Annotated in this window: 29 protein-coding genes; 23 read left to right on the top strand and 6 right to left on the bottom strand. The window is 65.5% G+C overall.

The annotated features are described in order from the left end of the window. Nucleotides 1-4 precede the first annotated feature (4 nt). Entirely contained in the window at nucleotides 5-1,399 is a 1,395-nt protein-coding gene (locus AC5RVB_RS10560) for a glucose-6-phosphate dehydrogenase (protein ID WP_494142658.1), read from the bottom strand. A 129-nt stretch (nucleotides 1,400-1,528) separates the two neighbouring features. Here AC5RVB_RS10560 and ffh point away from each other — a divergent pair, with 129 nt between their 5' ends. From ffh to AC5RVB_RS10485, 15 genes are all read left to right on the top strand, one after another. Further along, nucleotides 1,529-3,112, top strand: a complete 1,584-nt coding sequence (gene ffh, locus AC5RVB_RS10555) for a signal recognition particle protein (RefSeq protein WP_227901478.1) — start codon at nucleotides 1,529-1,531, stop codon at nucleotides 3,110-3,112. 102 nt (nucleotides 3,113-3,214) lie between these two features. Then, entirely contained in the window at nucleotides 3,215-3,778 is a 564-nt protein-coding gene (locus AC5RVB_RS10550) for an NUDIX domain-containing protein (protein WP_227901479.1), read from the top strand. A 65-nt stretch (nucleotides 3,779-3,843) separates the two neighbouring features. After that, nucleotides 3,844-4,320, top strand: a complete 477-nt coding sequence (locus tag AC5RVB_RS10545) for a GNAT family N-acetyltransferase (RefSeq protein ID WP_494142657.1) — start codon at nucleotides 3,844-3,846, stop codon at nucleotides 4,318-4,320. Between the two features lie 7 nt (nucleotides 4,321-4,327). Beyond that, nucleotides 4,328-4,846, top strand: coding sequence for a GrpB family protein (locus AC5RVB_RS10540; protein WP_494142656.1), 519 nt, complete (start codon nucleotides 4,328-4,330; stop codon nucleotides 4,844-4,846). A gap of 25 nt (nucleotides 4,847-4,871) precedes the next feature. Next, a complete protein-coding gene (locus AC5RVB_RS10535) occupies nucleotides 4,872-5,753 on the top strand; it encodes a VOC family protein (RefSeq protein WP_494142655.1) in 882 nt (293 codons plus the stop codon). A gap of 207 nt (nucleotides 5,754-5,960) precedes the next feature. Beyond that, on the top strand, nucleotides 5,961-6,368 hold the full coding sequence (gene rpsP / locus AC5RVB_RS10530; protein ID WP_227901483.1) for a 30S ribosomal protein S16: 408 nt from the start codon (nucleotides 5,961-5,963) through the stop codon (nucleotides 6,366-6,368). A 1-nt stretch (nucleotide 6,369) separates the two neighbouring features. Then, a complete protein-coding gene (locus AC5RVB_RS10525) occupies nucleotides 6,370-6,612 on the top strand; it encodes an RNA-binding protein (RefSeq protein WP_146364407.1) in 243 nt (80 codons plus the stop codon). A 163-nt stretch (nucleotides 6,613-6,775) separates the two neighbouring features. After that, nucleotides 6,776-7,342: a ribosome maturation factor RimM gene (gene rimM, locus AC5RVB_RS10520; RefSeq protein ID WP_494142654.1), complete on the top strand. Its 567-nt coding sequence runs from the start codon at nucleotides 6,776-6,778 to the stop codon at nucleotides 7,340-7,342. Continuing rightward, on the top strand, nucleotides 7,343-8,122 hold the full coding sequence (trmD, locus tag AC5RVB_RS10515; protein ID WP_494142653.1) for a tRNA (guanosine(37)-N1)-methyltransferase TrmD: 780 nt from the start codon (nucleotides 7,343-7,345) through the stop codon (nucleotides 8,120-8,122). Between the two features lie 238 nt (nucleotides 8,123-8,360). After that, nucleotides 8,361-8,720, top strand: coding sequence for a 50S ribosomal protein L19 (gene rplS, locus AC5RVB_RS10510; protein ID WP_227901486.1), 360 nt, complete (start codon nucleotides 8,361-8,363; stop codon nucleotides 8,718-8,720). 5 nt (nucleotides 8,721-8,725) lie between these two features. Next, a complete protein-coding gene (gene lepB / locus AC5RVB_RS10505) occupies nucleotides 8,726-9,409 on the top strand; it encodes a signal peptidase I (RefSeq protein WP_494142652.1) in 684 nt (227 codons plus the stop codon). A 37-nt stretch (nucleotides 9,410-9,446) separates the two neighbouring features. Next, a complete protein-coding gene (lepB, locus tag AC5RVB_RS10500) occupies nucleotides 9,447-10,214 on the top strand; it encodes a signal peptidase I (protein ID WP_494142651.1) in 768 nt (255 codons plus the stop codon). Next, nucleotides 10,211-11,026 (top strand): ribonuclease HII, encoded by an 816-nt coding sequence (gene rnhB / locus AC5RVB_RS10495; protein WP_494142650.1) that lies wholly within the window; start codon nucleotides 10,211-10,213, stop codon nucleotides 11,024-11,026. The genes lepB (AC5RVB_RS10500) and rnhB overlap by 4 nt, the downstream gene beginning before the upstream one ends. Further along, nucleotides 11,023-11,343: a DUF2469 domain-containing protein gene (locus AC5RVB_RS10490; protein ID WP_227901490.1), complete on the top strand. Its 321-nt coding sequence runs from the start codon at nucleotides 11,023-11,025 to the stop codon at nucleotides 11,341-11,343. Before rnhB ends, AC5RVB_RS10490 begins: the two co-directional genes overlap by 4 nt. 20 nt (nucleotides 11,344-11,363) lie before the next feature. Continuing rightward, nucleotides 11,364-11,963 (top strand): 2'-5' RNA ligase family protein, encoded by a 600-nt coding sequence (locus AC5RVB_RS10485; RefSeq protein ID WP_494142649.1) that lies wholly within the window; start codon nucleotides 11,364-11,366, stop codon nucleotides 11,961-11,963. A 47-nt stretch (nucleotides 11,964-12,010) separates the two neighbouring features. Here AC5RVB_RS10485 and AC5RVB_RS10480 read toward each other — a convergent pair whose 3' ends face one another. Then, entirely contained in the window at nucleotides 12,011-12,928 is a 918-nt protein-coding gene (locus AC5RVB_RS10480) for a hypothetical protein (protein WP_494142648.1), read from the bottom strand. Nucleotides 12,929-13,192: 264 nt separating this feature from the next. Here AC5RVB_RS10480 and AC5RVB_RS10475 point away from each other — a divergent pair, with 264 nt between their 5' ends. The 8 genes from AC5RVB_RS10475 to AC5RVB_RS10440 all read left to right on the top strand — a co-directional run bounded on the left by AC5RVB_RS10475 (nucleotide 13,193) and on the right by AC5RVB_RS10440 (nucleotide 20,512). After that, on the top strand, nucleotides 13,193-14,233 hold the full coding sequence (locus AC5RVB_RS10475) for a hypothetical protein (protein ID WP_494142647.1): 1,041 nt from the start codon (nucleotides 13,193-13,195) through the stop codon (nucleotides 14,231-14,233). A gap of 110 nt (nucleotides 14,234-14,343) precedes the next feature. Next, complete coding sequence (locus tag AC5RVB_RS10470) at nucleotides 14,344-14,700, top strand: YraN family protein (protein ID WP_290244905.1); 357 nt, start codon at nucleotides 14,344-14,346, stop codon at nucleotides 14,698-14,700. Nucleotides 14,701-14,803: 103 nt separating this feature from the next. Next, nucleotides 14,804-15,328: a hypothetical protein gene (locus tag AC5RVB_RS10465; protein ID WP_494142646.1), complete on the top strand. Its 525-nt coding sequence runs from the start codon at nucleotides 14,804-14,806 to the stop codon at nucleotides 15,326-15,328. Nucleotides 15,329-15,470: 142 nt separating this feature from the next. Continuing rightward, on the top strand, nucleotides 15,471-17,015 hold the full coding sequence (locus AC5RVB_RS10460; protein WP_494142645.1) for a YifB family Mg chelatase-like AAA ATPase: 1,545 nt from the start codon (nucleotides 15,471-15,473) through the stop codon (nucleotides 17,013-17,015). Next, on the top strand, nucleotides 17,012-18,265 hold the full coding sequence (dprA, locus tag AC5RVB_RS10455) for a DNA-processing protein DprA (RefSeq protein ID WP_494142644.1): 1,254 nt from the start codon (nucleotides 17,012-17,014) through the stop codon (nucleotides 18,263-18,265). Before AC5RVB_RS10460 ends, dprA begins: the two co-directional genes overlap by 4 nt. Before the next feature lie 62 nt (nucleotides 18,266-18,327). After that, entirely contained in the window at nucleotides 18,328-18,855 is a 528-nt protein-coding gene (locus tag AC5RVB_RS10450) for a methylated-DNA--[protein]-cysteine S-methyltransferase (protein ID WP_494142643.1), read from the top strand. Nucleotides 18,856-18,917: 62 nt separating this feature from the next. Beyond that, the gene (locus AC5RVB_RS10445; RefSeq protein WP_494142642.1) at nucleotides 18,918-19,862 is read left to right on the top strand and encodes a tyrosine recombinase XerC; all 945 of its coding nucleotides are present in this window, start codon (nucleotides 18,918-18,920) and stop codon (nucleotides 19,860-19,862) included. Between the two features lie 146 nt (nucleotides 19,863-20,008). Next, the gene (locus AC5RVB_RS10440; protein ID WP_227901500.1) at nucleotides 20,009-20,512 is read left to right on the top strand and encodes a DUF3145 domain-containing protein; all 504 of its coding nucleotides are present in this window, start codon (nucleotides 20,009-20,011) and stop codon (nucleotides 20,510-20,512) included. Nucleotides 20,513-20,657: 145 nt separating this feature from the next. Here AC5RVB_RS10440 and fabF read toward each other — a convergent pair whose 3' ends face one another. The 4 genes from fabF to AC5RVB_RS10420 all read right to left on the bottom strand — a co-directional run bounded on the left by fabF (nucleotide 20,658) and on the right by AC5RVB_RS10420 (nucleotide 24,343). Beyond that, nucleotides 20,658-21,893 carry a beta-ketoacyl-ACP synthase II gene (gene fabF, locus AC5RVB_RS10435; protein WP_494142641.1) on the bottom strand — a complete coding sequence of 412 codons (1,236 nt, stop codon included), beginning with the start codon at nucleotides 21,891-21,893 and terminating at the stop codon, nucleotides 20,658-20,660. A gap of 86 nt (nucleotides 21,894-21,979) precedes the next feature. After that, entirely contained in the window at nucleotides 21,980-22,225 is a 246-nt protein-coding gene (locus tag AC5RVB_RS10430) for an acyl carrier protein (RefSeq protein ID WP_055240832.1), read from the bottom strand. Nucleotides 22,226-22,337: 112 nt separating this feature from the next. Continuing rightward, nucleotides 22,338-23,393 carry a beta-ketoacyl-ACP synthase III gene (locus AC5RVB_RS10425; protein ID WP_290244910.1) on the bottom strand — a complete coding sequence of 352 codons (1,056 nt, stop codon included), beginning with the start codon at nucleotides 23,391-23,393 and terminating at the stop codon, nucleotides 22,338-22,340. After that, a complete protein-coding gene (locus AC5RVB_RS10420) occupies nucleotides 23,390-24,343 on the bottom strand; it encodes an ACP S-malonyltransferase (RefSeq protein WP_227901503.1) in 954 nt (317 codons plus the stop codon). The genes AC5RVB_RS10425 and AC5RVB_RS10420 overlap by 4 nt, the downstream gene beginning before the upstream one ends. Nucleotides 24,344-24,428 lie beyond the last annotated feature (85 nt).

Here is a 24,428-nt window from a genome sequence, read left to right as displayed (position 1 = left end):
AGCGCTACAGGTCCGCCCGTCTGGTATCCCAGCCGGGCGGTCCCTGCGTTCCGGCCCGGTATTCCTCCAGCGGCACCTCATCCGCGGCCCAGGCCCGCACCACCGGATCCACTATCCGCCAGCATTCCTCCGCGATGTCGGCACGCACGGAGAGCAGGGGGTCTCCGTCCAGTACGGATTCAATTACCTCGCCGTACGGAGTCAGGTGCGACATGTGGGTCGGTCCTTTCAGCCCGGTGCGCTCGAGCCGGAAGACATTCTCGGGACCGTTGACGTTCAGCTCGAGTTCAATTTCCGCCGGGCCGAAGGATATCCGCAGCCGGGAGGGCAGATCCGTCACCCCCGTGAATCCGGCCGGCAGATGGCTCACGGGCCGGAACGTCACCAGCACCTCCTTGCGCGTCCGGTTCATCGCTTTCCCGGAACGCAGGATGAACGGGACGCCTGCCCAGCGGTCATTGCTGATGTGGACCACCACCTCGGCCAGGGTCTCGGTGCTCCTGGACGGATCGACGCCGGGGGAGTCGGCATAGGCCTGCAGTTCCTCGCCGTCCACGGCTCCGGCCGTGTAGCGGGCACGGCGGCTGCCGGTCGCCGGATCGATGGTTGCTGCCCGCAGGGTGGCGGCCACGAGGTCACGCAGATCGCGCTCGCCTAGGGTGGCCGGCACGCCGATGGCCATAAAAGCCATCACATGCAGAAGGTGGCTTTGGATCATGTCTTTCAAGGCACCGGCGTTGTCGTAGTACTTTGCCCGTCCTTCCAGCCCCAGCTGCTCATCAAATACCACTTCCACTTTTTCGATGTGCAGGTTGTTCCACGCAGGCTCCAGCAGCCGGTTGGTGAACCTGAGCCCCAGGATGTCCATCACCGTGGTCATGCCCAGGAAATGGTCCACCCGGAAGACGTCCGCCTCCGGGACCAGGCGGGACAGCGCCTGGTTGAGGGCGACGGCCGAATCCCGGTCACTGCCGAAGGGTTTCTCCAAGACCAGGCGGGTACCCGGTGGCAGGTCCCGCAGGCGGTCCACCGTTTGCGCGGTGAGTGCCGGGGGAAGCGCGAAGTAGACGGCCAGCGGGCCGGGCAGCTCCCGGATGCGCTCGTTCACTTCGGTTCCGGAGGAGAGATCCAGCCTCAGGTAGCGGGAACGGTCCACCGTTTCGCGCAGCTGCTCCCGCCCGGCACTGTCCGCTGCCTCGTAGGCAGAGTCGAAGCTGGAGCGCATCCGGTCCTGCCACTGCTCACGGGTCCAGTCCCGGGACCCTGAACCGATCACCGTGATTCCCCGTGCCCGGCCCTGGCCGACCACCCGGGCCAGCCCGGGAAGCAGCAGCCGGCCGGAAAGGTCTCCGGTGCCGCCAAGGATCAGCAGGGTGCGCACGTGCTCAGGATCCGGCATTTATCCAGCCTCCCACTGCATCCGCTTCCGAGTAAGGCTGTGGCGGCAATTTGCCGGACCGGCTTGGTACCCTTAACAGCTGGGCCTGCCAAACAAGGCGAAGAAACTGACGAAAGAAGTGCGCGGCACGTGTTCAATTCACTGTCTGACCGGTTGACTTCAACCTTCAAAAACCTGCGAGGCAAGGGCCGGCTCACCGAGGCCGATGTCGACGCCACCGTACGCGAGATCCGCCGCGCCCTGCTGGACGCCGATGTCGCCGTTCCGGTAGTGCGCGCCTTCACGGCGTCGGTCAAGGAACGCGCCCTGGGACTGGAAGTTTCCCAGGCCCTGAACCCGGGCCAGCAGGTGGTCAAGATTGTCAACGAGGAGCTCAAGAGCATCCTCGGCGGCGAGACCCGCCGGCTGCGTCTGGCCAAGAACCCTCCGACGGTCATCATGCTCGCAGGCCTCCAGGGTGCCGGTAAGACCACCCTCGCAGGCAAGCTGTCCAAGCACCTGAAGTCCCAGGGCCACAGCCCCCTGCTCGTGGCAGCGGATCTCCAGCGGCCCAACGCCGTCCGCCAGCTCCAGGTCAACGGCGAACGCGCCGGCGTACCGGTCTACGCACCGCACCCCGGCGTCTCCTCCGAATTCGAAGCCGCCACCGGTGATCCGGTAGCCGTTGCCCGCCAGGGTGTCGAGGAAGCACGCACCAAGCTGCACGACGTCGTCATCGTGGACACCGCCGGCCGCCTGGGTGTGGACGCGGAACTGATGCAGCAGGCCGCGGACATCCGCGCCGCCATCAACCCGGACGAAGTTCTTTTCGTCATCGACGCCATGATCGGCCAGGATGCCGTCAACACGGCCCAGGCCTTCAACGAGGGCGTGAATTTCACCGGCGTCGTGCTGACCAAGCTCGACGGCGATGCCCGCGGCGGTGCCGCCCTCTCGGTGGCCTCGGTTACCGGCAAGCCGATCATGTTCGCCTCCACCGGTGAGGCGCTGACCGACTTCGAGGTCTTCCACCCGGACCGCATGGCCAGCCGTATCCTGGACCTCGGCGACGTCCTGACCCTGATCGAGCAGGCCGAACAGAGCTGGGACAAGGACGAAGCCAACCGGATGGCGAAGAAGTTCGCCGACCAGGAAGACTTCACCCTCGACGACTTCCTCGCCCAGATGCAGCAGATCCGCAAGATGGGCTCCATGAAGAAGATGCTCATGATGATGCCCGGCGCTGCCGGCATGCGTGAGCAGCTGGAGAACTTCGACGAGCGCGAGATCGACCGTGTCGAAGCCATTGTCCGCTCCATGACGCCGCACGAGCGCGTGGCCCCGAAGATCATCAACGGCTCCCGCCGCGCCCGCATTGCCCGCGGTTCCGGCGTGCACGTCTCCGAGGTCAACGGCCTCCTGGAGCGCTTTGTCCAGGCCCAGAAGATGATGAAGAAGATGGCCCAGGGCGGCGGCATCCCGGGGATGCCCGGCATGGCCGGCCCCGGCGGTTTCGGCGGCGCACGCAAGAAACAGCAGGCTGCCAAGGGCAAGAAGAAGGCCAAGTCCGGCAACCCCGCCAAGGCAGCGCAGGAACGCGCCGAAGCGGAGGCCCGGCGGTCCGGCGCCCGCAAGGCACTGCCCACCGGCAGCGCCTTCGGCGCCCAGGACACGGACTTCGATCCGTCATCGCTGAACCTGCCCAAGGGCTTTGATAAGTTCCTCGGCAAGTAACTCCGCCATGCACGCAACGCCGGACTACCTGTCCGGCGTTGCGTGTTTAACCGTCCTGCATGGTTCCATTGCAGCAGTCCGGCACCACGGAAAGAGGACACTATGGCAGCACCGGGACTGAGCGGATACTACGGTTCAATCTTTAAGCGGAGCACCACGGCCGGTGCCGTCATCCGCACCGTGGACGGCGGGGTCCTCCTCCTGCGCTACGGGACCGGCCCGTGGCAGCTGCCGGCGGGCGTGGTTAAGGCAGGTGAGGATCCCCGCACCGCCGCCCGCCGCATCGCCCGGGAAACGCTGGATCCCGGGTTTGACGTCGGCCGGGTCCTGGCCGTGGATTATCTGCAGGGAGGCCCGGGCCGGGGCGATTCCATCGCGTTCCTCTTCGACGGCGGAACCCTGGCGACCACGGTGGCGGCCTTCACCGGTGCCGGCGGCGGGTTTGAAGCGCGGTTCCTTCCTGCGGCTGAGTGCCGCCAGATGCTCGACGGCGTCACTGGTAAGCAGCTGGCCGGTGCGCTGCTGGGGCTGGAACTGGGTACGACGGTGGAACTGGTGGACGGGGTGCAGGTGCCGACGGAAGCGGTATGCCCGCCACCGCTGCGCAGGATGATGCCGCCGCTGGAGGACTTTTCCGCGGTTCTCGAACACCGGGAGCGGACATGAAGCGGGAACCTTCATCTGGGCGGGGAGTCCATGTGCGGCCGGCGGACGCCCGTGATTTTCCGCTGTTGCCGGCCCTGGAGGCCGCTTCCGACACCCTGCTGGCCGCGGTGCCGGGAGTGCGTGCCTCGCAGGCGGCACTCCCGCCGGTGGCCACCCTGCCCGAGTTCATTGCTGCCCGCCGGGTCCTGGTAGCCGGACGTCCGCCCGCCGGGTTCGCCCGGCTGGAGGAAATCGACGGGCAGGCACATTTGGAACAGCTTTCGGTCCATCCTGACGCCGCCGGTGCCGGACTGGGGCGGGCACTGGTGGAAGCGGCCCTGGAATGGGCCCGGGAGCAGGGCTATGCCAGCATGACGCTTTGCACGTTTGCCGGCGTGCCGTTCAACGCGCCGTTCTATGCCAGCTGCGGTTTCTCGGTTGTGCAGGACCCTCAGGCAGAACTGGGGGCACTGCGACAACACGAAGCGGCACTCGGGCTCGATGCCATGGGGAAGCGGGTGGCAATGCGGGCGCGCCTGCTGCCCGCCGCCGCGGTGGAATGACGCGCTTATGAGCGAACAGCAACCAGTGGTCCTGGTTCCCAGCAGATACGCCGATTGGGCCGCCATGGCAGCCGGGATGGCACGCAGGATCCACCGGCTGGCACCGGCGTCACAGGTGGAGCACATCGGTTCCACCGCCGTGCCGGATCTCGCGGCCAAGGATGTGGTGGACCTGCTGGTTGGTGTTGGGAAGGACCGGATTCTGGCCGTCGCCGGGGAACTGGCAGCTGCCGGGTTCGATCTGGAGGGCACTCTTCCCGGGCACTGCTGGCTCAGTTATCCCGCCCGTGCAGAACGAAGATATGTGCTGCACGTGGTCGAATTCGGCGGCAGGCCCTGGCAGCGGCGCCTCGCTTTCCGGAACCTGCTCCGAAGTGATCCGCAGGCGCGGGAGCGGTATCTGGCAGCCAAGCGAGACGCAGCGGTCGGATCGTCAGGCTGGGACGCCTACACCCAGGCGAAAACTCCGGTGGTCTGCGAACTGCTGGCCGGTATGACGGATGAACAACCGACAGCTCGCTATTAGATGAAGCTTCAAGTAAGCTGTTTACATGAACCTTCAAGTAAATGACCTGCTGCCGTCCGATCTGTCCATGGGGACGGTAATGCTCAAGGTTGGGGACATGGCCAAGGTGTCCGCCTATTATCGCGGCGCCCTGGGGCTGGAGGTGGTCGCTGAAGCTGACGGCGGCCTGTATCTGGGCAGGGGCGCCGTCCCGCTGGTGCATCTGGCCCCGGCCCCCGGCCTGCAGGTTGCCTCGCGGGGCGAAGCCGGACTGTTCCATACCGCCATTCTGTTTGAGGACCAGGCATCCCTGGCCGCTACGGTTGCCTCTGCCACCCGGTATGATCCTGCGGCCTTTGTTGGATCCGCCGACCATCTTGTCAGCGAGGCGTTCTACTTCACCGACCCCGAGGGCAACGGCATCGAGCTGTACTACGACAAGCCCCGCGAGGACTGGGAGTGGGCCACTACGGCCGCCGGCCGCGAGGTGAAGATGGCTTCCCTCGCCCTCTCCCCGCAGGCCTATCTCCGGGACCACCTGGCCGAAGCGGAACCGGACCGGCTCAGCGCAACGGCAGCCGGCGTCGGACACGTGCATCTGCAGGTGGGGGATACGGCGACAGCCCAGGCGTTCTATGTGGACACCCTGGGCTTCGAGCGCACGGCGGGTTTCCATGGCCAGGCACTGTTTGTCTCCGCCGGCGGCTATCACCATCACATGGCCATGAATGTGTGGAACAGCCGCGGAGCAGGCCCCCGGCGGGACACCCTCGGCTTGGGCGAGGTGCTCATCGGCGTACCTTCGGCCGACGACGTCGCGGCGCTGGCGGACCGGCTGAAGGTTGCCGGCGTATCCACTCACCACACGGGTGCGGAGCTCGTGTTTGAGGATCCCTGGCGCAACCGCCTGCGGGTTGCAGTGCGCTGATCCGGTCCCCGCGGGAGATACCTGCCGGCCCGGCGGGTCGGCAAGTCGCAAAAGGCGGAGTCATCTGGCACAATGGTCAGGTACTCGATCTGCGCGGCCCCTCTCTCCGTGCATGCATCTTGTCCTTTTGAACCCCAACGTTATGGCCCGCCCCACGGGAGCAGAAGTACGGGTTCGCCCCATTTCAGATCAGGAGTGACCACAAAAGTGGCCGTAAAGATTCGCCTTAAGCGCCTCGGCAAGAAGTTCTCAGCACACTACCGCGTTGTTGTCATGGATTCCCGTGCCAAGCGCGATGGCCGTGCCATCGAGGAAATCGGACTGTACCGTCCGACCGAAGAGCCGTCGTACATCGACATCAAGTCCGACCGCGCCCAGTACTGGCTCGGCGTCGGCGCCCAGCCCACCGAGCAGGTCGCAGCACTGCTGAAGATCACCGGTGACTGGCAGAAGTTCAAGAACATCGAAGGCCAGGAAGGTACCCTGCGTACCAAGGCCCCGAAGGAGCCCTTCGTGGCTCCCGAAAAGAAGTCAGTGATTGTCCCCGAGGCCATCACTCCCAAGGCCAAGAAGGAGGAAGCCCCCGAGGCTCCCGCCGAGGCTGAGGCTGAGTAACTTGCTCGCTGAAGCACTGGAGCACCTCGTGCGCGGCATCGTTGACAGTCCTGAGGACGTCAAGGTTTCCGCCAAGAGCAACCGCCGGGGGGAAACCCTCGAGGTTCGGGTTCACCAGGACGATCTGGGCCGGGTCATCGGCCGGCAGGGACGGACGGCCCGCGCACTGCGCACGGTCATCGCCGCCCTGGCCAACGGTGAGCAGGTCCGGGTTGACGTTGTGGATACCGACCGGCGCCGCTGATCTGATGATTACCGGCGCTGCGGAAGCGAACAGTTCTTCCTTGCAGTACCAGCAGTAAAAGCAGTACACAGGATCCGGCCCCGACACCAGATAATGGTGCAGGGGCCGGATTTTTTGTGAGGCGGGCTCCCGCCGGCACCCTATCCCTGACAGAGGAGAAACCATGCAGTTGCAGGTGGCACGTATCGGTAAGCCGCACGGCATTCGCGGCGAAGTGACCGTCCAGGTCCTGACCGACGCCCCCGGGGACCGCTTTGTCCCGGGCACCGAACTCACGGTGGAACCGGCCTCCAAAGGGCCGCTGACCGTCCTCAGCGCACGCTGGAACAAGGACATCCTGCTGCTCGGGTTCGAGGAGGTCGCGGACCGTAACGGTGCCGAGGAGCTCCGCGGAGCGAAGCTGTTCATTGACACCGAAACGGTAGATGAGGACGGTGACGACGAGGGCTGGTATGAACACGAGCTGGTGGGCCTGCAGGCGCGCGTGGGGAACGACGTCGTCGGCACGGTCAGCGGGCTGCGCACCCTGACGGTACAGGACCTGCTGGTGGTCGAGGGCACCGGTGGAGAGGAAATCCTCGTGCCGTTTGTCGAGGCAATCGTTCCCGAGGTCAACGTGGATGGCGGATACGTGCTGCTGACGCCGCCGGAGGGGCTCTTCGAGCTGAACACCTCCGAAGAGAAGAAGCCTGAAGAGAAGAAGGCCGATCCGAAGGAAGCCGGACAGTAAGTGCGCATCGACGTTGTCAGCATTTTCCCCGAGTATCTGGCGGCCCTGGAGCTGTCCCTGATCGGCAAGGCCCGTCAGGACGGACTGCTGGATCTGGCCGTGCACGATCTGCGCGACTTCACCACCGACCGTCACCGGACCGTGGATGATACCCCGTACGGTGGCGGCGCCGGCATGGTGATGAAGCCCGAGCCGTGGGCACAGGCACTTGAGGCCGTGGCCGGTGAGGGCGAAAACCGTCCCGTGCTGATTGTTCCCTCACCCGCCGGAGCCGTTTTCACGCAGGCCATGGCCTACCAGCTGGCCGAGGAAAAGCACCTGGTCTTCGCCTGCGGACGTTACGAAGGCATCGACGAGCGGGTCCTGGAATGGGCCGGCGAGCGTTTCGACGTCCGGCCGGTCAGCCTGGGTGACTATGTGCTCAACGGCGGGGAAGTGGCCGTGCTGGCGATGGTGGAGGCCGTGGGCCGCCTCGTGCCCGGCGTCGTAGGCAATCCGGAATCCCTGGTGGAGGAATCCCATTCCGACGGACTGCTCGAATACCCCGTCTACACCAAGCCCTCCGCCTGGCGCGAGCGTCCGGTGCCCGAGGTTCTACTCAGCGGCAACCACGCGAAGATTGCCCGTTTCCGCCGGGATGAGCAGCTGCGGCGCACCGCTGCGCGGCGTCCCGACCTGATCGAAAAGTTCGACGCCGCGAGCCTGGATAAAGCCGACCGTGCCACGCTGGCTTCGCTCGGCTACGAGGTCCGTGACGGCAGGATCAGCCGCGGAGCCTGAACCCGGTACCGGTGATTGGTGCCGGGGATGCCGATGTGGCAAAATAAGACACTGTGTCATCTGGGCCCGTACCTGCCACAGGGGGAGCGCGGCCAACAGCCATGACACACCGGCAACCCATCCTCGGGTCCAGCCGGTCTTTCTAACTTCGACAGCATCCGTGCCGCCCGTCCGGGCCGCATTCTTGCTGCCGTTACCAAAGTGGATGACCTGTGGCGTTCACCAGGAGTGATAAACAATGCACATCCTAGATTCTGTTGACGCAGCTTCCCTGCGTACGGACATCCCCGAGTTCCGCGCCGGTGACACCGTCAAGGTTCACGTAAACATCATCGAAGGCAAGAACACCCGTGTTCAGGTCTTCCAGGGCTTCGTGCTCAAGCGCCAGGGTGATGGCCTCCGCGCGACCTTCACGGTCCGCAAGGTCTCCTTCGGTGTCGGCGTTGAGCGTACCTTCCCGGTACACTCCCCGGTCATCGACAAGATCGAGGTTGTCTCCAAGGGTGACGTGCGTCGCGCCAAGCTGTACTACATGCGCGATCTGCGCGGCAAGGCAGCCAAGATCAAGGAAAAGCGCGACTTCCGTCCCGCCAAGTAACTTACTTGTCTGCAGCATCCGCCTCCGGGGAACCCTCCGCGAAGCACACGAAACGCCGGCCCCGGTTTGTGGGCTGGCGTTTTGTGCTATGTGCTCTCGCCGCCGCAGTGATCCTCGCCGCCGTCGTCCGGGCTTTCTTCTTCGACGTCTTCTACATTCCCTCCAACTCCATGCAGCCACTGCTGGAACCCGGAGACCGGGTGCTGGTGTCGCGTACTGCGTACTCCTCGGAGGAGATCCGCCGCGGCGACGTGGTGGTTTTTGACGGCCGCGGCTCCCTGGCCCCCTTGCACAGCGGTCGCCCGGCCCTGGCCGACGCTGCGGTCACCGTAGGACGCTGGCTCGGACTGGCCGGCAGCGACACGGTCTATGTGAAACGCGTCATCGGAGTTGCCGGGGACCGGGTCAGCTGCTGCACCGACGACGATCCAAGAATCACGGTTAACGGAACTCCGCTGGATGAACCGTACGTTTATGAGGGAGATGCAGCCAGCGACCACGGGTTCGACGTAACGGTACCGGAGGGGCGGCTGTGGCTGATGGGCGACCACCGGTCCGAGTCCGCTGATTCACGGTCCCTGCTGGGAGCCCCGGGCGGCGGCCTGATCTCCACGGAGAGGGTGATCGGCGAAGCCCGGAAGATTCTCTGGCCGCTCGAACGCAGTACCAATATTGACGGCTATCCTTAGGAGCCGAGTGGAACACGGAGAAATAAGAGGAAACGCAATGTCGCAGAATCCGGACCAGTCCCAGGACGGGACACCCGGCTCCGGGGAACAGCGGGATCACGCAGCACATAAGGCGCCCAAGGACAGGAAGCGCGGCCTCGGAGCCTGGTTGCGCGAAGTCCTCACGATTGTGGTCATCGCCCTGCTGCTGTCCTTCCTTATCAAGACCTTCCTTTTCCGGGCCTTTTACATCCCGTCAGGGTCCATGGAGGAGACGCTCGAGATCAACGACCGGATTTTCGTGAACCTTCTGGTCCCGGAACCGATCGACCTGAACCGCGGCGATGTTGTGGTGTTCAAGGACACCAAGGGCTGGCTGCCCGAGCCCGTCGCCAAGGAATCGAACCCGGTCCGTGATGCCCTCACCTTTGTGGGACTGCTGCCCGATGAATCACAGCAGCACCTGGTCAAACGCGTCATCGGCACCGAAGGGGACCACGTTGTCTGCTGCGATGCCGATGGCAGGATCACGGTCAACGGCGAACCGCTGGACGAGCCCTACCTGTACCCCGGGGCAACCCCTTCGGACATCCCCTTTGACGTAGTGGTGCCGGAAGGAAAGGTTTGGGTGATGGGGGATCACCGCAACGCCTCTGCCGATTCGCGGGAACACCAGAACGGCGAAGGCGGCGGCTTCGTCGACGTGGACGACATTGAAGGCAAAGCCGTTGTGACTGCCTGGCCGCTGAACCGCATCGGCGGCGTCAGCAGTTACGAAGAAGTTTTCAAGGACATACCCGCCCCGACCGAAAACAGTGGTCAATGAGCACGGAAACCGTCCCGGCGACCAGCCCGGCAGCAGCGCGGACTGCTGCGCGCCCGGCCGCGTCCAAGGCGCCGACCCTGCGCTATGAACGCACCTTCGCCGCCCGCGGGCACCGCATCCTCGCCGGCTGCGACGAAGTGGGCCGCGGAGCACTTGCCGGGCCGGTCTCCGTAGGGTTGGTGGCCGTGGACCTGGCCACGGTGCGTTCGCTCAAAGGCGTGCGGGACAGCAAACTGTTGTCCGTCGCTGACCGGAATGCACTGGTCCCCAAAATCAAGAAATGGGCCCTAGCCTGGGGCGTCGGCCACGCCAGTGCCGCCGAAATCGATCTTCACGGACTCACCGCTGCACTGCGCCTGGCCGGGACACGCGCCTGGGACCAGGTGTGCCTGACCCTGCGCCCCGACGTCGTGCTCCTGGACGGCAACTTCAACTGGCTCTCCCCGGAGCGCCAGGGAAGTCTCTTCGACGAGCTCGACGGCGCGGATGCTTCCGGGGCGGACGACGGTGGCTGTACGGCCGAGGTGCATACCCGGATCAAGGCGGACATGCAGTGCCTGAGCGTGGCCGCCGCCAGTGTTCTGGCGAAAGTGGAGCGCGACGCCATGATGGTAGAGTTTGCCGCTGCCCACCCGCACTACTCGTGGGAGATCAACAAGGGCTACGCCACCGGCTCGCATCGTGCGGCCATAGATGTCCACGGACCGACGCCGCTGCACCGGATGTCCTGGCGCCTTGGCTCCAGGGAACGGCCAGGCGCGTTGGAATCCGGGAACGACCTAAGCCCAGTTGGGGGGATGATAGGACCATGAGCGCCGAAGATCTCGAGAACTATGAAACGGACATGGAGCTTCAGCTCTACCGGGAGTACCGGGACGTTGTAGGCCTGTTCAGCTACGTGGTGGAAACCGAGCGCCGGTTCTACCTGGCCAACCATGTTGACCTCCAGGCCCGTTCCGCCGACGGTGAGATCTACTTCGACCTCACCCTGCAGGACGCCTGGGTCTGGGATGTCTACCGTTCCGCCCGCTTCGTCAAAAGCGTGCGCGTGATTACCTTCAAGGACGTCAACGTCGAGGAACTGACCCGCAACGACGACCTCACGCTGCCAAAGGCGGACGAACTCTAGCCCGGGGGCATACTGCCGGCATGCCTGGATCCGGTACAGGTTTCGGCGCGAACCGGCGGCTGTATGCCCAAATGCGGCCCGACGGCGGGTCGCTGGCCCATTTGCTGGCCCTCCAACAGGCGGTCGTCGCCGCGGCGCCGCGCGGCGTCCGTCAGGTCCCGTCGCGGCAACTGCACCTGACGCTCATCCACTTCGGCAAAGTGCTGGATGTGTACCGGGTCATCAGTGCTGCCACGGGTATCTCGCTGCCGGATTATGCCGGGCTGCTGGAAGGTTATATCGAGCGGACAGAGTCGCTCCTGCCCGCTGCAGCGTTCCATTTGCGGCCGGTGCGGACCGCCGGGTTCGGTGCCCACGGACGCACCCTCGCGGTGGAGTATGCGCCCACTCCGGAGCTATCCGCGCTGCATGCAGGGCTGTTGGAAGAGCTGGAGGGATTCCTGGCCGCCTGCGGAATTGCGGGTACGGCGTCGTTCATGGCCGGTGACCCGAACTTTATGTTTGCCCGAACCCTCCGGCCGCACATCACATTGGTCAGAGGTTATACCGGGCCGCCGCCGGGCCTGGAGCTGGGGCGTGTGACGCTGATTCCCATGCCTGTGGTGTACCCCGGGCGCTGAGCAGGCCGGGGTACACCGTGAGGCGCCGGCTGATACCGGCCAGCGGGCTAGCTGTGGTTGCCGCGGCGGCGGGTCAGGAGCACAACGGCCGTGCCGAGACCCAGGATCCCGGCTCCTGCCAGTGCCGGGAACAGTCCGTCCGCACCCGTGGCGGCCAGTGCCGGGTCGGTTGCCGATGTGTCGGTCCCTGCAGGGCCGGATGATCCGGGACCTGAGGATCCGGGTTCAGTTGTTCCGGGATCCGGGGTGCTGGCGCCTGCGGGGGTTTTCGTGGCAGGAGGTGCGGCCGGGTTGGTTGTCGGCGACCCGGTCGGTGTCGGGGTAGCCGTGCCCTTGGGGGCGGGCGCAGTGCCGGTCGGCGTCGGGGTGGCAGAGCCTGTCGGCGTGGGCGTCCCGGTTGGCGGCTCGCCGGGCTCGCCGGGCTTGCTCGGCTCGCTGGGCTTGTCGGAGGGAGGCGACGGCGACGGTGAGGGCTGCTCGGTTGGCCCGCAGGCCGGTACCAGGGCCACGTCCGCGAGCTCCTGGTGCTTGGCCTCCACCAGTGTCACGTTGCCCGGGAACCCCTCGGGGTATGTGATCGTGTCCGGCCATGCAATGGCTCCCGGCGACTCCAGCTGGTCCTGCTGCACCGCCCACCCGTCCCCGCAGACATCCGCGGGAAGGAGAGCCGTGATGTCGGTAAACCAGCGATGCCCCACCTGTGTGTCCAGGAGGGTCTGCGGTCCCGAATTCTCCCAGGCGGCGGGCTGGTCCTTATCTTTCTTTTCGTACAGGTAGATACCCGTTTCCTGAAACGGCGTACCCGGTGACGGGTCCTGGGCCGGCGTCGATGTGCCAGCGGTGGGATGTTCATTCGGCTGCCCCGTTCCGGTAGCCAGTGCGGGGGCTCCGGTGGCCACAGATAAGCCGGCGAGCACTGCTATCCCCGTTACGAAAGCGGTTCGGTGCGTCTTGCGGATGTGCATGGTTTCCTTCTCGTGGTTGGGAAGTCGGCGCTTTTGCGGCCACAGCGTGACGCGCCTTTCGCAGTATTCGGGGATTAACACAGGGAGCCCGCAAGATCAGCGCAAGATACTCGAAACCGAGTAGCTTTCAGATAAAAGCAAGTAGTTTTGGCGGAAATAACGCTGTTGCCCGGCTCGCTGGAGGGCTAATCTCTCGGCTGTTGATGCCTGGACGATGTGGCCCGGGCCCGTGTGCTGATGAATCGGCCCGTGTGAGGATGGGGCATGACTTTCAATGCCGATGTGTTGCTCGCCGGACCGCGGGGCCGCCGCCTGTGTCTGGAGGTGGCGGCGGAACTGGATCCCGATGTCCGGAACGCAGTGTTCCAGCTGGGCTACGAACTCGACCCCGGCCGGGGCACTTCCGTGGTGATGTTCGGCGATCTGTCGAAGGACGCCGGTTCCCGCCCGGCAGCGTCAGCGGAGGCACTCGCAGCTCTGCTTGGCTCCATGGACGTACCGGACCTGACCGAGGACCTTATCCTCGATGCACTGCAACGGTCCGTGATGAGCGCCCGATACTGGCAGGAACCTGACGGGGAGGATGTGCTTGCTGCCATACCGGCTATCCGCCGGGCTCTGCAGCGCGTCGCAGAACGGGCGGTGGTCATGGAGGTGCTTCGGGCGGATTCGCGGATGCAGCGGCAGTGGGCCATCGACTGGCGGGGACCGGATGATCCGGCACCGCTGGGCAGGGACCCGGAAAAGACCCTGGCCAAGTGGGGCCGCGCCATACGTGCCGATGAGCTGACGTGGCGGGAAAGTCGGCGCGGGCCGGAATGGACGGGGGACTGGTGGTCCATTCCGCTTGGCCTCACCGGCACAGTCGGCCGTATTCCGGCGGGGCTGAACCTGGTGGAGGACTATCCGGGTTGGGAGCGCGCGACCACTATTCCGGTCGACGGGGCAGGCAGGACGTTTGAAATCCGCAGCGAGGAGGACTGGGTTCTGCTGTGCCGCCGGTTCCCGCTGGAAGTGTCCGCTTCCCGGCGCTGGGTCTGGCTGCGCACCACCGGACGTGAGGGCCGCTGGGTTATTCCGGACTGGGAACTCGTGGCAGGGGAGTGGGACGCCGTCCACTTGACGGTGCCGGGGTATCTCAGCTGCGCAGGGAGGGCACTGGCCGTGGACGAGAGGACCGGATCCGTGATTGCAGGCTGGGACCCGGGCCGGACCATCTGGCTTACCGACGTGGTACGCGAAACCGGCGAACCACGGCAGTATTGGCGCCGTTCCCCGAACGGTGACGGCTGGTTCCCCGCGTAAGCGGTTCGCGGTGCCTCCACAGGACCCCTTGAAGTGTCGCGCACCCGGTGCTCTCCACATGCCCGGGCTCCACGCGTGCTGGCCGGGTCGTTAGCCGCAAGCGTGATGACATGAGAGCCAAAGATATACTCGGCAGCCGCGGCGAAGAACTTGCGGCACAGTATCTGACTGAGTCAGGGCTGTGTGTGATTGACCGGAACTGGCGCTGCCCGGACGGGGAGATAGATCTGGTGGCGGTGGACGGAGCAACCCTGGTGATAGTGGAGGTCAAGACGCGCTCGTCCCTGAACTTCGGCCACCCCTTTGAAGCCATCAGCCCCGCAAAACTGGCACGCCTGCACCATCTGGGTGCAGCGTGGGTGCGGGCGCATAACAGATATTATGCGCATCGAAGGATCGACGCGGTGGCAGTGCTGGATGACGGCACCGGTTCGCCCGTGCTCGAGCACCTGAGGGGGATTTCCTGATTCCCGCGAGCCCGGGACGCGCAGCTGCACGGCACCGGCAAAGGATGGAGCGATCTAGCTTCCTGGACAGTGACACGGCGGGCAACCGCTTCACCGCACCGTAGTGGTCGGCGCCATTGGATGCGTCTTTTTTGGCGCCGGCGGGGCCTTCTTTGTTTGGAAAAAGCTGAGGGAACCCGCTGTGCTGACCCTTACTCCGGCCGGGATCAGGGTGCAGTCTGCCGGGTTTATCCCATGGGCTAACCTCGACGCCGTCGGCGTGGGCCGGACACCGGGCGGTCCATACGGAGCGAAGATCATCGGTATCCGGGTGAAATCCCAGAAACAGCTCGTGGAAACGATGAGTCCGCAGGAGCAACGCCTCATGCGCGGTGCCGCCAGGGTAGGCAGGGCAGCAGGGTTTGCCCTGCAGGCCGGCAGGCATCCGGGTCAGAAAGCACTCCGGTCCGTACCCCGGCAGGATCCTGTGGCGATCATGGAGTGGACCCGCAGTACCACCGGCTGGGACCTGAGCTGGTCCCCGATGCTCTTCAACCACCGCAGTACCACCGTGGTCGAGATGATCGAAACGTATCACCGGAGTGTGCGGCGTTCCTCCAGCCCTGACACCTTTCCTCCACACCGCTGAGCTTCTCCCTCAGGCATAACCGCTTGTGCACAGCGACCGGCAGAGGAATCCCCTGACACCGCAGCCCCGGGCAGGGTGGTGCCATGAATGCACAGGAACGCCGAATACACGGTAGTACGGTCAGCCCTGCAGCGGTGGCGTCATGAGTCTGGGCCGCACCTATGGCGTGGGACTCGTGGGTCTCCAGGGCAGGATGGTGGAAGTCGAGGCGGACATCGGCCAGTCCCTCCCTTCGTTTATTCTGCTCGGCCTGCCGGACGCGTCGCTGAACGAGTCGCGCGACCGGGTGAAGTCTGCAGCGAAGAACGCCGGATTGCCGTTGAGCAGGCGCCGTATCACGGTGAACCTTATGCCCGCGGACGTCCCAAAACACGGATCAGGTTTCGATCTGGCCATAGCCGTGGCCGCACTGTGCGCCGGCGGCGCGCTCCGCAGCCCCGGAAGGTGCGTTTTTCTTGCAGAACTGGGACTCGACAGCAGATTGCGGCCGATCCGCGGCGTCCTTCCGGCCGTGATGGCGGCGGTAGCCGCCGGGTATACGGATTTCGTTGTGGCCGAGGAGAACGCAGCGGAAGCGGCACTGGTGCCCTCCGCCCGGGTGCGGGGCTGCTCCTCCCTGGCGCAGGTCGCTGCCGGTCTGGGAGCTGATCCGGAACTGCTGGCATTCCCCGCTCCGGTCGCCGGCGGGGCCGGCGCCGAAGCGGAAGAGGACCCGGGAGGGCCAGCGGTACCGGATCTTTCCGATGTGTCCGGACAACAGGAGGCACGGTTCGCCATCGAGGTTGCGGCCGCCGGCGCTCACCATCTTCTGATGACCGGACCCCCGGGAGCGGGGAAAACCATGCTGGCCGAGCGGCTGCCCGGTATCCTCCCGGACCTGCCCGATGATCAGGCGATGGAAGTGACCGCAATTCATTCACTGGCCTGGCAGGGACGCCCGTGCCGTGAGTTGCTGCGCCGGCCGCCGTTCCAAAGCCCGCATCACACGGCGTCCACTGCTGCAGTGATTGGAGGCGGTTCGGGCATTCCCCGCCCCGGCGCAGCGTCCCGGGCCCACAGGGGTGTGCTTTTCCTGGATGAGGCACCTGAATACGAGCGACGGGTATTGGACGGATTGCGCCAGCCGTTGGAAAGCGGGCAGCTCGTGCTGCACAGGGCCGCCGGCACTGCCGTATACCCTGCCCGTTTCCAGCTGATACTGGCAGCGAATCCCTGCCCGTGTGGTTTGGCGACGGGGAAAGGCATCGAATGTACCTGCACCCCGCAGCAGCGGCGACGGTACTTTAGCCGTCTCTCCGGTCCGCTGCTCGACCGCGTAGACCTACAGCTCAGCGTGCGGAGGGTTGCACTGGGGGACTACTTTTCCACTGAGGCGCCGGAAGCAACCTCAACTGTTGCGGAGCGGGTACACAGTGCCAGGCACCTCCAAAAGGAACGGCTGAGGCCGTTGAACTGCGAAACGAACGCCGAGGTTCCCGGCGGGCTGCTCCGGGACGCGCTGCGTCCCCGGCCCAAAGCTACCGCCGCCCTGGACCGGGCCATGGAGCGGCAGCTGCTGACGGCGCGCGGCTATGACCGTGTACTCCGCGTCGCCTGGACCATCGCCGACCTCGCCGGCCATGGCACCCCGGACGCCGACGACGTCGGTCAGGCATTGGGCTTCCGGACCCAGGGGGCTGCGGCATGAGTGAGGACCTTCTCCGTGCCCGTGCCGCACTGTCCAGGTTGTTCGAACCTTCGGACATGGTGGGTCTTGCCCTGGTGTCTGCAGCAGGACCGGAGCAGGCGCTGCAAATAGCCACCGGGGGACGGCAGGTTTCCTCAGCGCTCATACACAAAACCGCCGGCATCCTGACCTCAGTGGGCGTGGCTGGAAAGGGATACGCCCTCGCAGAGGGGCTGAAACGCTGGCGTCCGCGGGTTGCTGATCTGGCTCCTGACAGAGATCTGGAAACCATCAGGCGGCTGGGTGGTGAGCTGCTCATCCCGGAGGACCCGCGGTGGCCTGAGGCGCTGTCCCATCTGGAGCTCGGGATGCCGCTGTGCCTGTGGGCCCGGGGACAGCTGGCGGGCGGGCTTCCCGATATGAAACGTACGGTGGCTCTTGTCGGATCCCGGGACGCCACCGGCTACGGCCTGTCCATCACAGGGGATCTCTCAGCGGGTTTGGCCGGCCGGGGATACACCGTTGTCTCAGGAGGCGCCTACGGCATTGATGCACAGGCACACCGTGCTGCGCTCGCCTCACCTATTCCGGAGGGAACCGGCTCCGGAATATCTACCATCGCGGTAATGGCCTGCGGCGCGGACCGGTTCTATCCGGCGGGCAACGAAGACCTGCTCCGTGCAATTGCGGAACGCGGGCTGCTGCTGTCAGAGGTACCGCCCGGGTCAGCACCGACACGGTGGAGGTTCCTGCAGCGAAACCGCATCATCGCCGCACTGAGTGCAGTGACGGTGGTGGTCGAGGCGCGGTGGCGTTCCGGGGCGCTGAACACCGCACATCACGCGGCAGGATTGGGACGGGAGGTCGGGGCGGTTCCCGGATCGGTCTACTCAGCCAACTCCGCCGGCTGCCACCGGTTGCTGCGTGACGGCAGCGCCGTCTGCGTAACTGATGCCCAGGAAGTCGCCGAGCTGGCGGGGCCGCTGACGCAGGAAGTACCCGAGGTGGCCCAAGCTGTGGAATCCGCATCGCAGTCCGGGCCCGGGTCGGCCGGACGGGCCCGGGAGAAGAGATCAGACCACGATGGTTTGGCAGTCGAAGATCTCCTCCTTCTGGACGCCCTTCCCGTCCGCAGCGACACCTCCATAGACAAACTCGCCTCGGTAGCCGGGCTGCCGGTGGCGGGAGTGCGTGCAGGGCTGGCCAGGCTGGAACTGGAAGGCCTCGCAATCCGTGCCGGACCCGACGGGTGGCGCCGCGGTAAACGCTAGGGATTCAGCCCGTCCCATCCTTGTTGTCCGACCCGTCCCAACCAAAAAAGGAAGAACCCATCATGATTACTCACAAGATCATTACTTCGCCCGTCGGGGTGCTTAGCCTCGTCGCGACCGACGGTGTCCTCTCCGCGTTGAGGCTGGGCCCGCCGACTGAACTGACCGGAGCGGGTACACCCTACGGCCTGGCAGCTGAGCAGGGCTTTGAAGACGTGGAGCGGCAACTGGCGGAGTACTTCGACGGCAGGCGATGCTGCTTCACAGTGCGCGTTGCTCCCAGGGGCACTGACTTCCAGCGCAGCGTCTGGGAGCGGGTGGGAAGCATTACCTACGGCTCAACCGCCACTTATAAATCGCTGGCACTGGGCTTGGGAGATGCAGCCAAGGCGCGCAGCGTAGGGGCGGCGTTGTCCCGTAATCCGCTCAACATCGTTGTACCGACGCACAGAGTTGTCGGTTCCCGGGGAGCACTGACGGGATATTCCGGCGGGCTGGAAGCGAAACAGTATCTTCTGGAGCTCGAACAGTCACCCGGCACCGAGGCACTCCGACGATCCTGCAGTCACACGGACAAAGTGCCTGCATAGGACTTCCCCTCAGGACCGCGTGCCTGCTTGAAGGAAGGGGGCAATAAGAGAACAGTAAAGGGGTGAGAACCAAGGGAACCGCAGACACCGTGCCGTGGCCGGCAGAATTCCGGTCAGCGCTTGAGGGCTTCTGCCGGTACCTGACGTCGGAACGGGGGCGGTCCGAACACACGGTCCGGGCCTATGAATCGGACGTCACCCAGCTTCTGGACTTCGCGCTGGGGTCAGGGATTGTTGCGCTCAAGGATTTGGACCTGAGTGTTCTGCGTGGATGGCTGGGGGAACTGAGCAGCAGCGGCCAGGCACGTTCCACCCTGGCCCGGCGGGCAGCCACGGCCCGCAGCTTTGCCAACTGGGCGCTGCGCGAAGAACTGATCAGCGAGAATCCTGCGTTGCGGCTTCGGGCGCCAAAGAAGGAAAAAACCCTTCCCGGTGTGCTGCGGAGCGGCCAGCTGGAGGACCTGTTCAAGACCATGCAGGCAGCGGCTGCCGAAGGGGAGCCTGTTGCCCTCAGGGACCGGGCCATGGTGGAACTGCTCTACGCCACCGGAGTCCGGGTGGGAGAGCTGTCCGGCCTGGACATCGATGACCTGGAACCCGATCGCAGGACACTGCGGGTCCTGGGCAAAGGCAACAAGGAGCGCACGGTGCCCTACGGTCTGCCGGCTGCCCTTGCCGTGGACGATTGGCTGCGCCGGGGGCGCCCGGCACTGGCCGTTCCCGAAAGCGGTCCGGCCTTGTTCCTCGGGAAGCGCGGACGCCGGGTGGACCAGCGGCAGGTCCGCGGCGTCGTCGCCGAACTGCTGGCGGCCCTGCCGGACACCTCCGCCACGGGTCCGCATGCACTGCGCCACTCGGCGGCCACACATCTCCTGGACGGTGGCGCGGACCTGCGCGCAGTGCAGGAAATCCTGGGCCATTCCTCGCTGGCAACCACACAGCTGTACACGCATGTCTCCGTGGACCGGCTGCGGCAAAGCTACAGCCAGGCACATCCGCGGGCCTAGGACCCATAGGACACTTGCGGTACGTGCGGCTCATTGGCGCATTCCGATAACATGCGGCACAATGATGGACAGCGGGCACGCGGACCGGTTATTCGTCCATGCAGCAGGTCGTTGGGGAAGACGTACCTACAGCTATGGAGGATGGAATGTCTGTTGTGATGGCGCGCGGAGTACTCTTTGTGCACTCTGCCCCTTCCGCGTTGTGCCCTCATATTGAGTGGGCCATTGGATCCGTCGTTGAAAAGCGAACGGATCTACAGTGGACCCCTCAGCCCGCCGCGCCCGGAATGGTCCGCGCCGAGATCGCATGGTCCGGGCCGCAGGGGACCGGCTCCCTCCTGGCTTCCGCCCTGCGCGGCTGGGCGCACCTCCGCTATGAAGTGACCGAGGACCAGAGTCCGGGCGCCGACGGAAGCCGCTGGGCACACACCCCCGAACTGGGGATCTTCCACGCCGCCACCGATGTCCACGGCAACATCATGGTTTCCGAGGACCGCATCCGCTACGCCTACGAGAACGGTGCCGGAGACCCCTCGGCGGTCTACCACGAGCTCTCCCTGGCCCTCGGCGAAGCCTGGGACGAGGAACTGGAGCCGTTCCGTCATGCTGCCGACGGCGCTCCGGTGCGCTGGCTGCACCAGGTCGGCTAACGAACCTGACGAACCTGACGGACCGGGCGTTCCGTCGCCCGTAGACCTTCCATAGCAAAAGGAACAGGCATCCGCTTCCCGGTGAGGGAAGCGGATGCCTGTTCCTTTTGTTTCTGTCTGCCGGTCAGTAACCGGCACGCCCTTATCAGTGGTTGCGGAGCACTGCTACGGCATTGTGGCCGCCGAAGCCGAAGGAATTGCTCAGCGCAACAATGTCACCGTCGCGCAGTTTGCGTTCGGCAGTCACCACGTCCAGCGGGATTTCCGGGTCCTGGTTGTCCAGGTTGATCGTGACCGGGGCCTGGCGCTCGTACACGGCCAGTGCGGTCAGGACCGCTTCCACGGCACCCGAGGCACCCAGCAGGTGGCCCATCTGGGACTTGGTTGCGGAGACCGCCACGCCGTCCAGGGCGCTGCCGAGGGCCGCCTTCAGAGCGGTGTACTCGGGCTTGTCGCCCACCGGGGTGGACGTGGCGTGCGCATTGACGTGGACTACGTCCTCGGCCTGGGCGCGGGCATCGAAGAGTGCGGCCTTCAGGGCCCGGGTGGCGCCCAGCCCTTCCGGATCCGGTGCGGTGATGTGGTAGGCATCCGCGGTCACCGCGGTGCCGGCCAGTTCGGCGTAGATGCGCGCACCGCGGGCGATGGCGTGCTCTTCGCTCTCCAGCACCAGGGCGCCGGCGCCTTCGCCCATGACAAAGCCGTCACGGTCCCGGTCATAAGGCCGCGAGGCATGCTGCGGATCATCGTTGCGTTTGGACAGCGCCTGCATGGAGGCGAAGGAAGCCATCGGCATCGGGTGGATGCAGGCCTCGGCACCGCCGGCGACGACAATGTCGGCCTTGCCTGAGCGGATCAGTTCCAGGCCCTGGTGCAGGGCCTCGGTGCCGGAGGCACAGGCGGAAACGGCAGTATGTGCGCCGGCACGGGCGCCCAGATCCAGGGAGACGGCTGCGGCGGGACCGTTGGGCATCAGCATGGGAACGGTCATGGGCAGCACACGCCGCGGACCCTTCTCACGCAGGGTGTCCCACGCATCGAGCAGGGTCCAGACACCGCCGATGCCGGTGGCGAAGGTGACGGCGAGCCGGTCCTGGTCTACGTCCTCCAGTCCCGAGTCGGCCCACGCCTCGCGGGCGGCGACGACGGCGAACTGGGTGGACGGGTCCATGCGCTTGGCTTCAACCCGGGAGAGGACCTCAGTGGCGGGAGTGGTGACCCGCGCGGCGAAGGTGACGGGCAGGGAGTATTTCTCCACCCATTCGTCTTCCAGCGTCCGGGCGCCGGAGACGCCCTGCAGTGCGTTCTTCCACATCGTGGGGACGTCCCCGCCGATGGGCGTGGTCGCGCCAAGGCCTGTGATGACTACTTTGCGGGCCATGATTCACTCTCTTGAAACAGTTGCTGTTGGGGTGCCGGGGTACCGGCGGTGCCGGGCGGCCGCCGCGTGGCAGCGGCCGCCGGAGGTTAGGCCTGGGCGTTGGAGATGAAGTCCACGGCGTCGCCGACGGTCTTCAGGTTCTTGACCTCTTCGTCAGGGATGCGCACGCCGAACTTCTCTTCAGCGTTGACCACGATGGTCATCATGGAAATGGAGTCGATGTCCAGGTCATCGGTGAAGGACTTATCCAGCTCGACGGCCTCGGGGGCCAGGCCGGTCTCTTCGTTGACGATCTCGGCGAGGCCGGCCAGGATTTCTTCGTTGCTAGCCATGTTGGCTCCTTTTCTTGTTGTGCCGGTATGTGACCGGTCCGGGTTTCCAGCCGCCGAAGCGGTGTGGTTAGTGGGGCCGTTCCTGCCGGGGCAGCAACGGCGGATGGTGCAGCTAGGGGAGGACCACTACCTGGGCACCGAACACGAGGCCGGCACCAAAACCGATCTGCAGCGAAAGCTTGCCGCTCAGTTCAGGGTGTTCCTTCAGCAGCCGGTAGGTGGCCAGCGGGATGGACGCTGCGGAGGTGTTTCCGGCGTCGGCGATGTCGCGGGCGATGACGACCGACTCGGGCAGCTTGAGCTGCTTGGCCATTTCGTCGATGATGCGCATGTTCGCCTGGTGGGGTACAAACGCGGACAGGTCCTCGGCGGTAATGCCGGCGGCATCAAGAGCCTGCTGGGCTGCCTTGGCCATTTCCCAGACTGCCCAGCGGAAGACGGTCTGGCCGTCCTGGCGCAGGGTGGGCCAGAGCTTGGTTTCGCGCAGCTCCGCGGCGCTGACGCCGCCCTCGGACTCTGCGGCAAGTGAGAGTTCGCGGACGTCCAGCATGGAGTGGGTCATGCCGATCGCCCCGGACTTACTGCCGTCGGATCCCCAGACTGAGGGCGCGATGCCGGGTGTGTCTGAGGGGCCAACGACGACGGCGCCGGCGCCGTCGCCCAGCAGGAACGAAATGGTGCGCTCGGTGTTGTCGATGATGTCAGAGAGCTTTTCGACACCGATGACCAGTACGTAGTTGGCGGCGCCGGAGCGCACCAGAGCGTCTGCCTGGGCAATGCCGTAGCAGTATCCGGCGCAGGCGGCCGAGACGTCGTAGGCCGGGGCGGGGGTGGCTCCGAGCCGTTCGGTGATCTGCGTGGCGGCGGAGGGGGTGGCGTAGGGGTGGGTCACGGTGGAAACAATGACGGCGCCCAGCTGTGAGCCGTCAATACCGGCGTTTTCCAGGGCTTCGCGGCCGGCTGCTTCGGCCATGTCGATCACCGACGTGCCCTTGTCGGCGCGGTGCCGGGTGATGATGCCGGTGCGCTGGCGGATCCATTCGTCGGAGGATTCAATCCACTGGCACACATCGTCGTTGCTGACAATGACGTCGGGGCGGAACGCGCCGATGCCGTGAATGCGGCTGAACTCGTTGACGGGGGACTGCTTCAGGGTGGGCGTGCTCACGCGTTACCTTCTCCGGTTGTAGCTGCCGTGCCTGAGTGTTCAAGGATGAACTCACGGGCAGCTGGTAGGTCTTCGGGGGATTTCAGGGCCAGGGTCGGCACACCCTTCATGCCGCGGCGGGCCAGTCCTGTAAGGGTTCCGGCCGGCGGCAGTTCCAGGATGCCGGTTACGCCCATGGCAACCATGTTTTCCATGCAAAGGTCCCAGCGTACGGGCCGGGATACCTGGGCTATCAGGCTGTCGAGGTTTGCTTCACCGGAGACCACGGCGGCACCGTCGCGGTTCGAGAGCAGGGTCGGCAGGGGGTCTTGGGGGGACAGGGACGGACGCAGGGCTTCAAGGACAGTCACTGCGGGGGCCATGTGTGATGTGTGGAAGGCGCCGGCGACCTTCAGCGGGATGACCCTGGCCTTGGCCGGCGGGGCAGCGGTGAGCACTTCGAGCTGGTTGTGGGTTCCGGCCGCTACCACCTGGCCGCCGCCGTTGGCGTTGGCCGCGGTGAGGCCCGCTGCTTCGAGCGCGGCAGCAACATCATCCGGGTCGCCGCCCAGGACGGCGCTCATGCCGGTGGGTTCCACGGCCGCGGCCCGGGCCATGGCATTGGCCCGCTCCCTGACGAACACCAGGGCATCCTTTTCCGGCAGGGCTCCGGCAATGGCGGATGCGGTGATCTCACCGACGGAGTGCCCGGCAAGGACGGTGGCCGAGGTGAGGGCAGAAGGGTCCAGCAGCAGCCGGCCCGCCATTAGTCCGGCCGCCACGATAAGCGGCTGCGCCACGGCGGTGTCCTTGATGGTTTCCTCATCGGAAACGGTGCCGTGGGCAATCAGGTCCAGCCCGACGACGTCGCTGAGCGCGGTGAGGTGATCCCTTACGCCGGGCAGTTCCAGCCACGGTGCGAGGAATCCTGGCGTTTGGGACCCCTGGCCGGGGCAGACAATTGCAAGCACGTATACAGCTTTCCAAACATAGGGGGCGGGATCGGGTGTTTGGGTAAACCAAGCTCCCGGGGCGGGCTTGTAGGAAGTCTACAAG

This window comes from Arthrobacter sp. Y3225209 (genome assembly GCF_059090685.1).
Note: the sequence above shows the minus strand (reverse complement) of the source record. Positions and strands in the feature narration are given on the sequence as shown.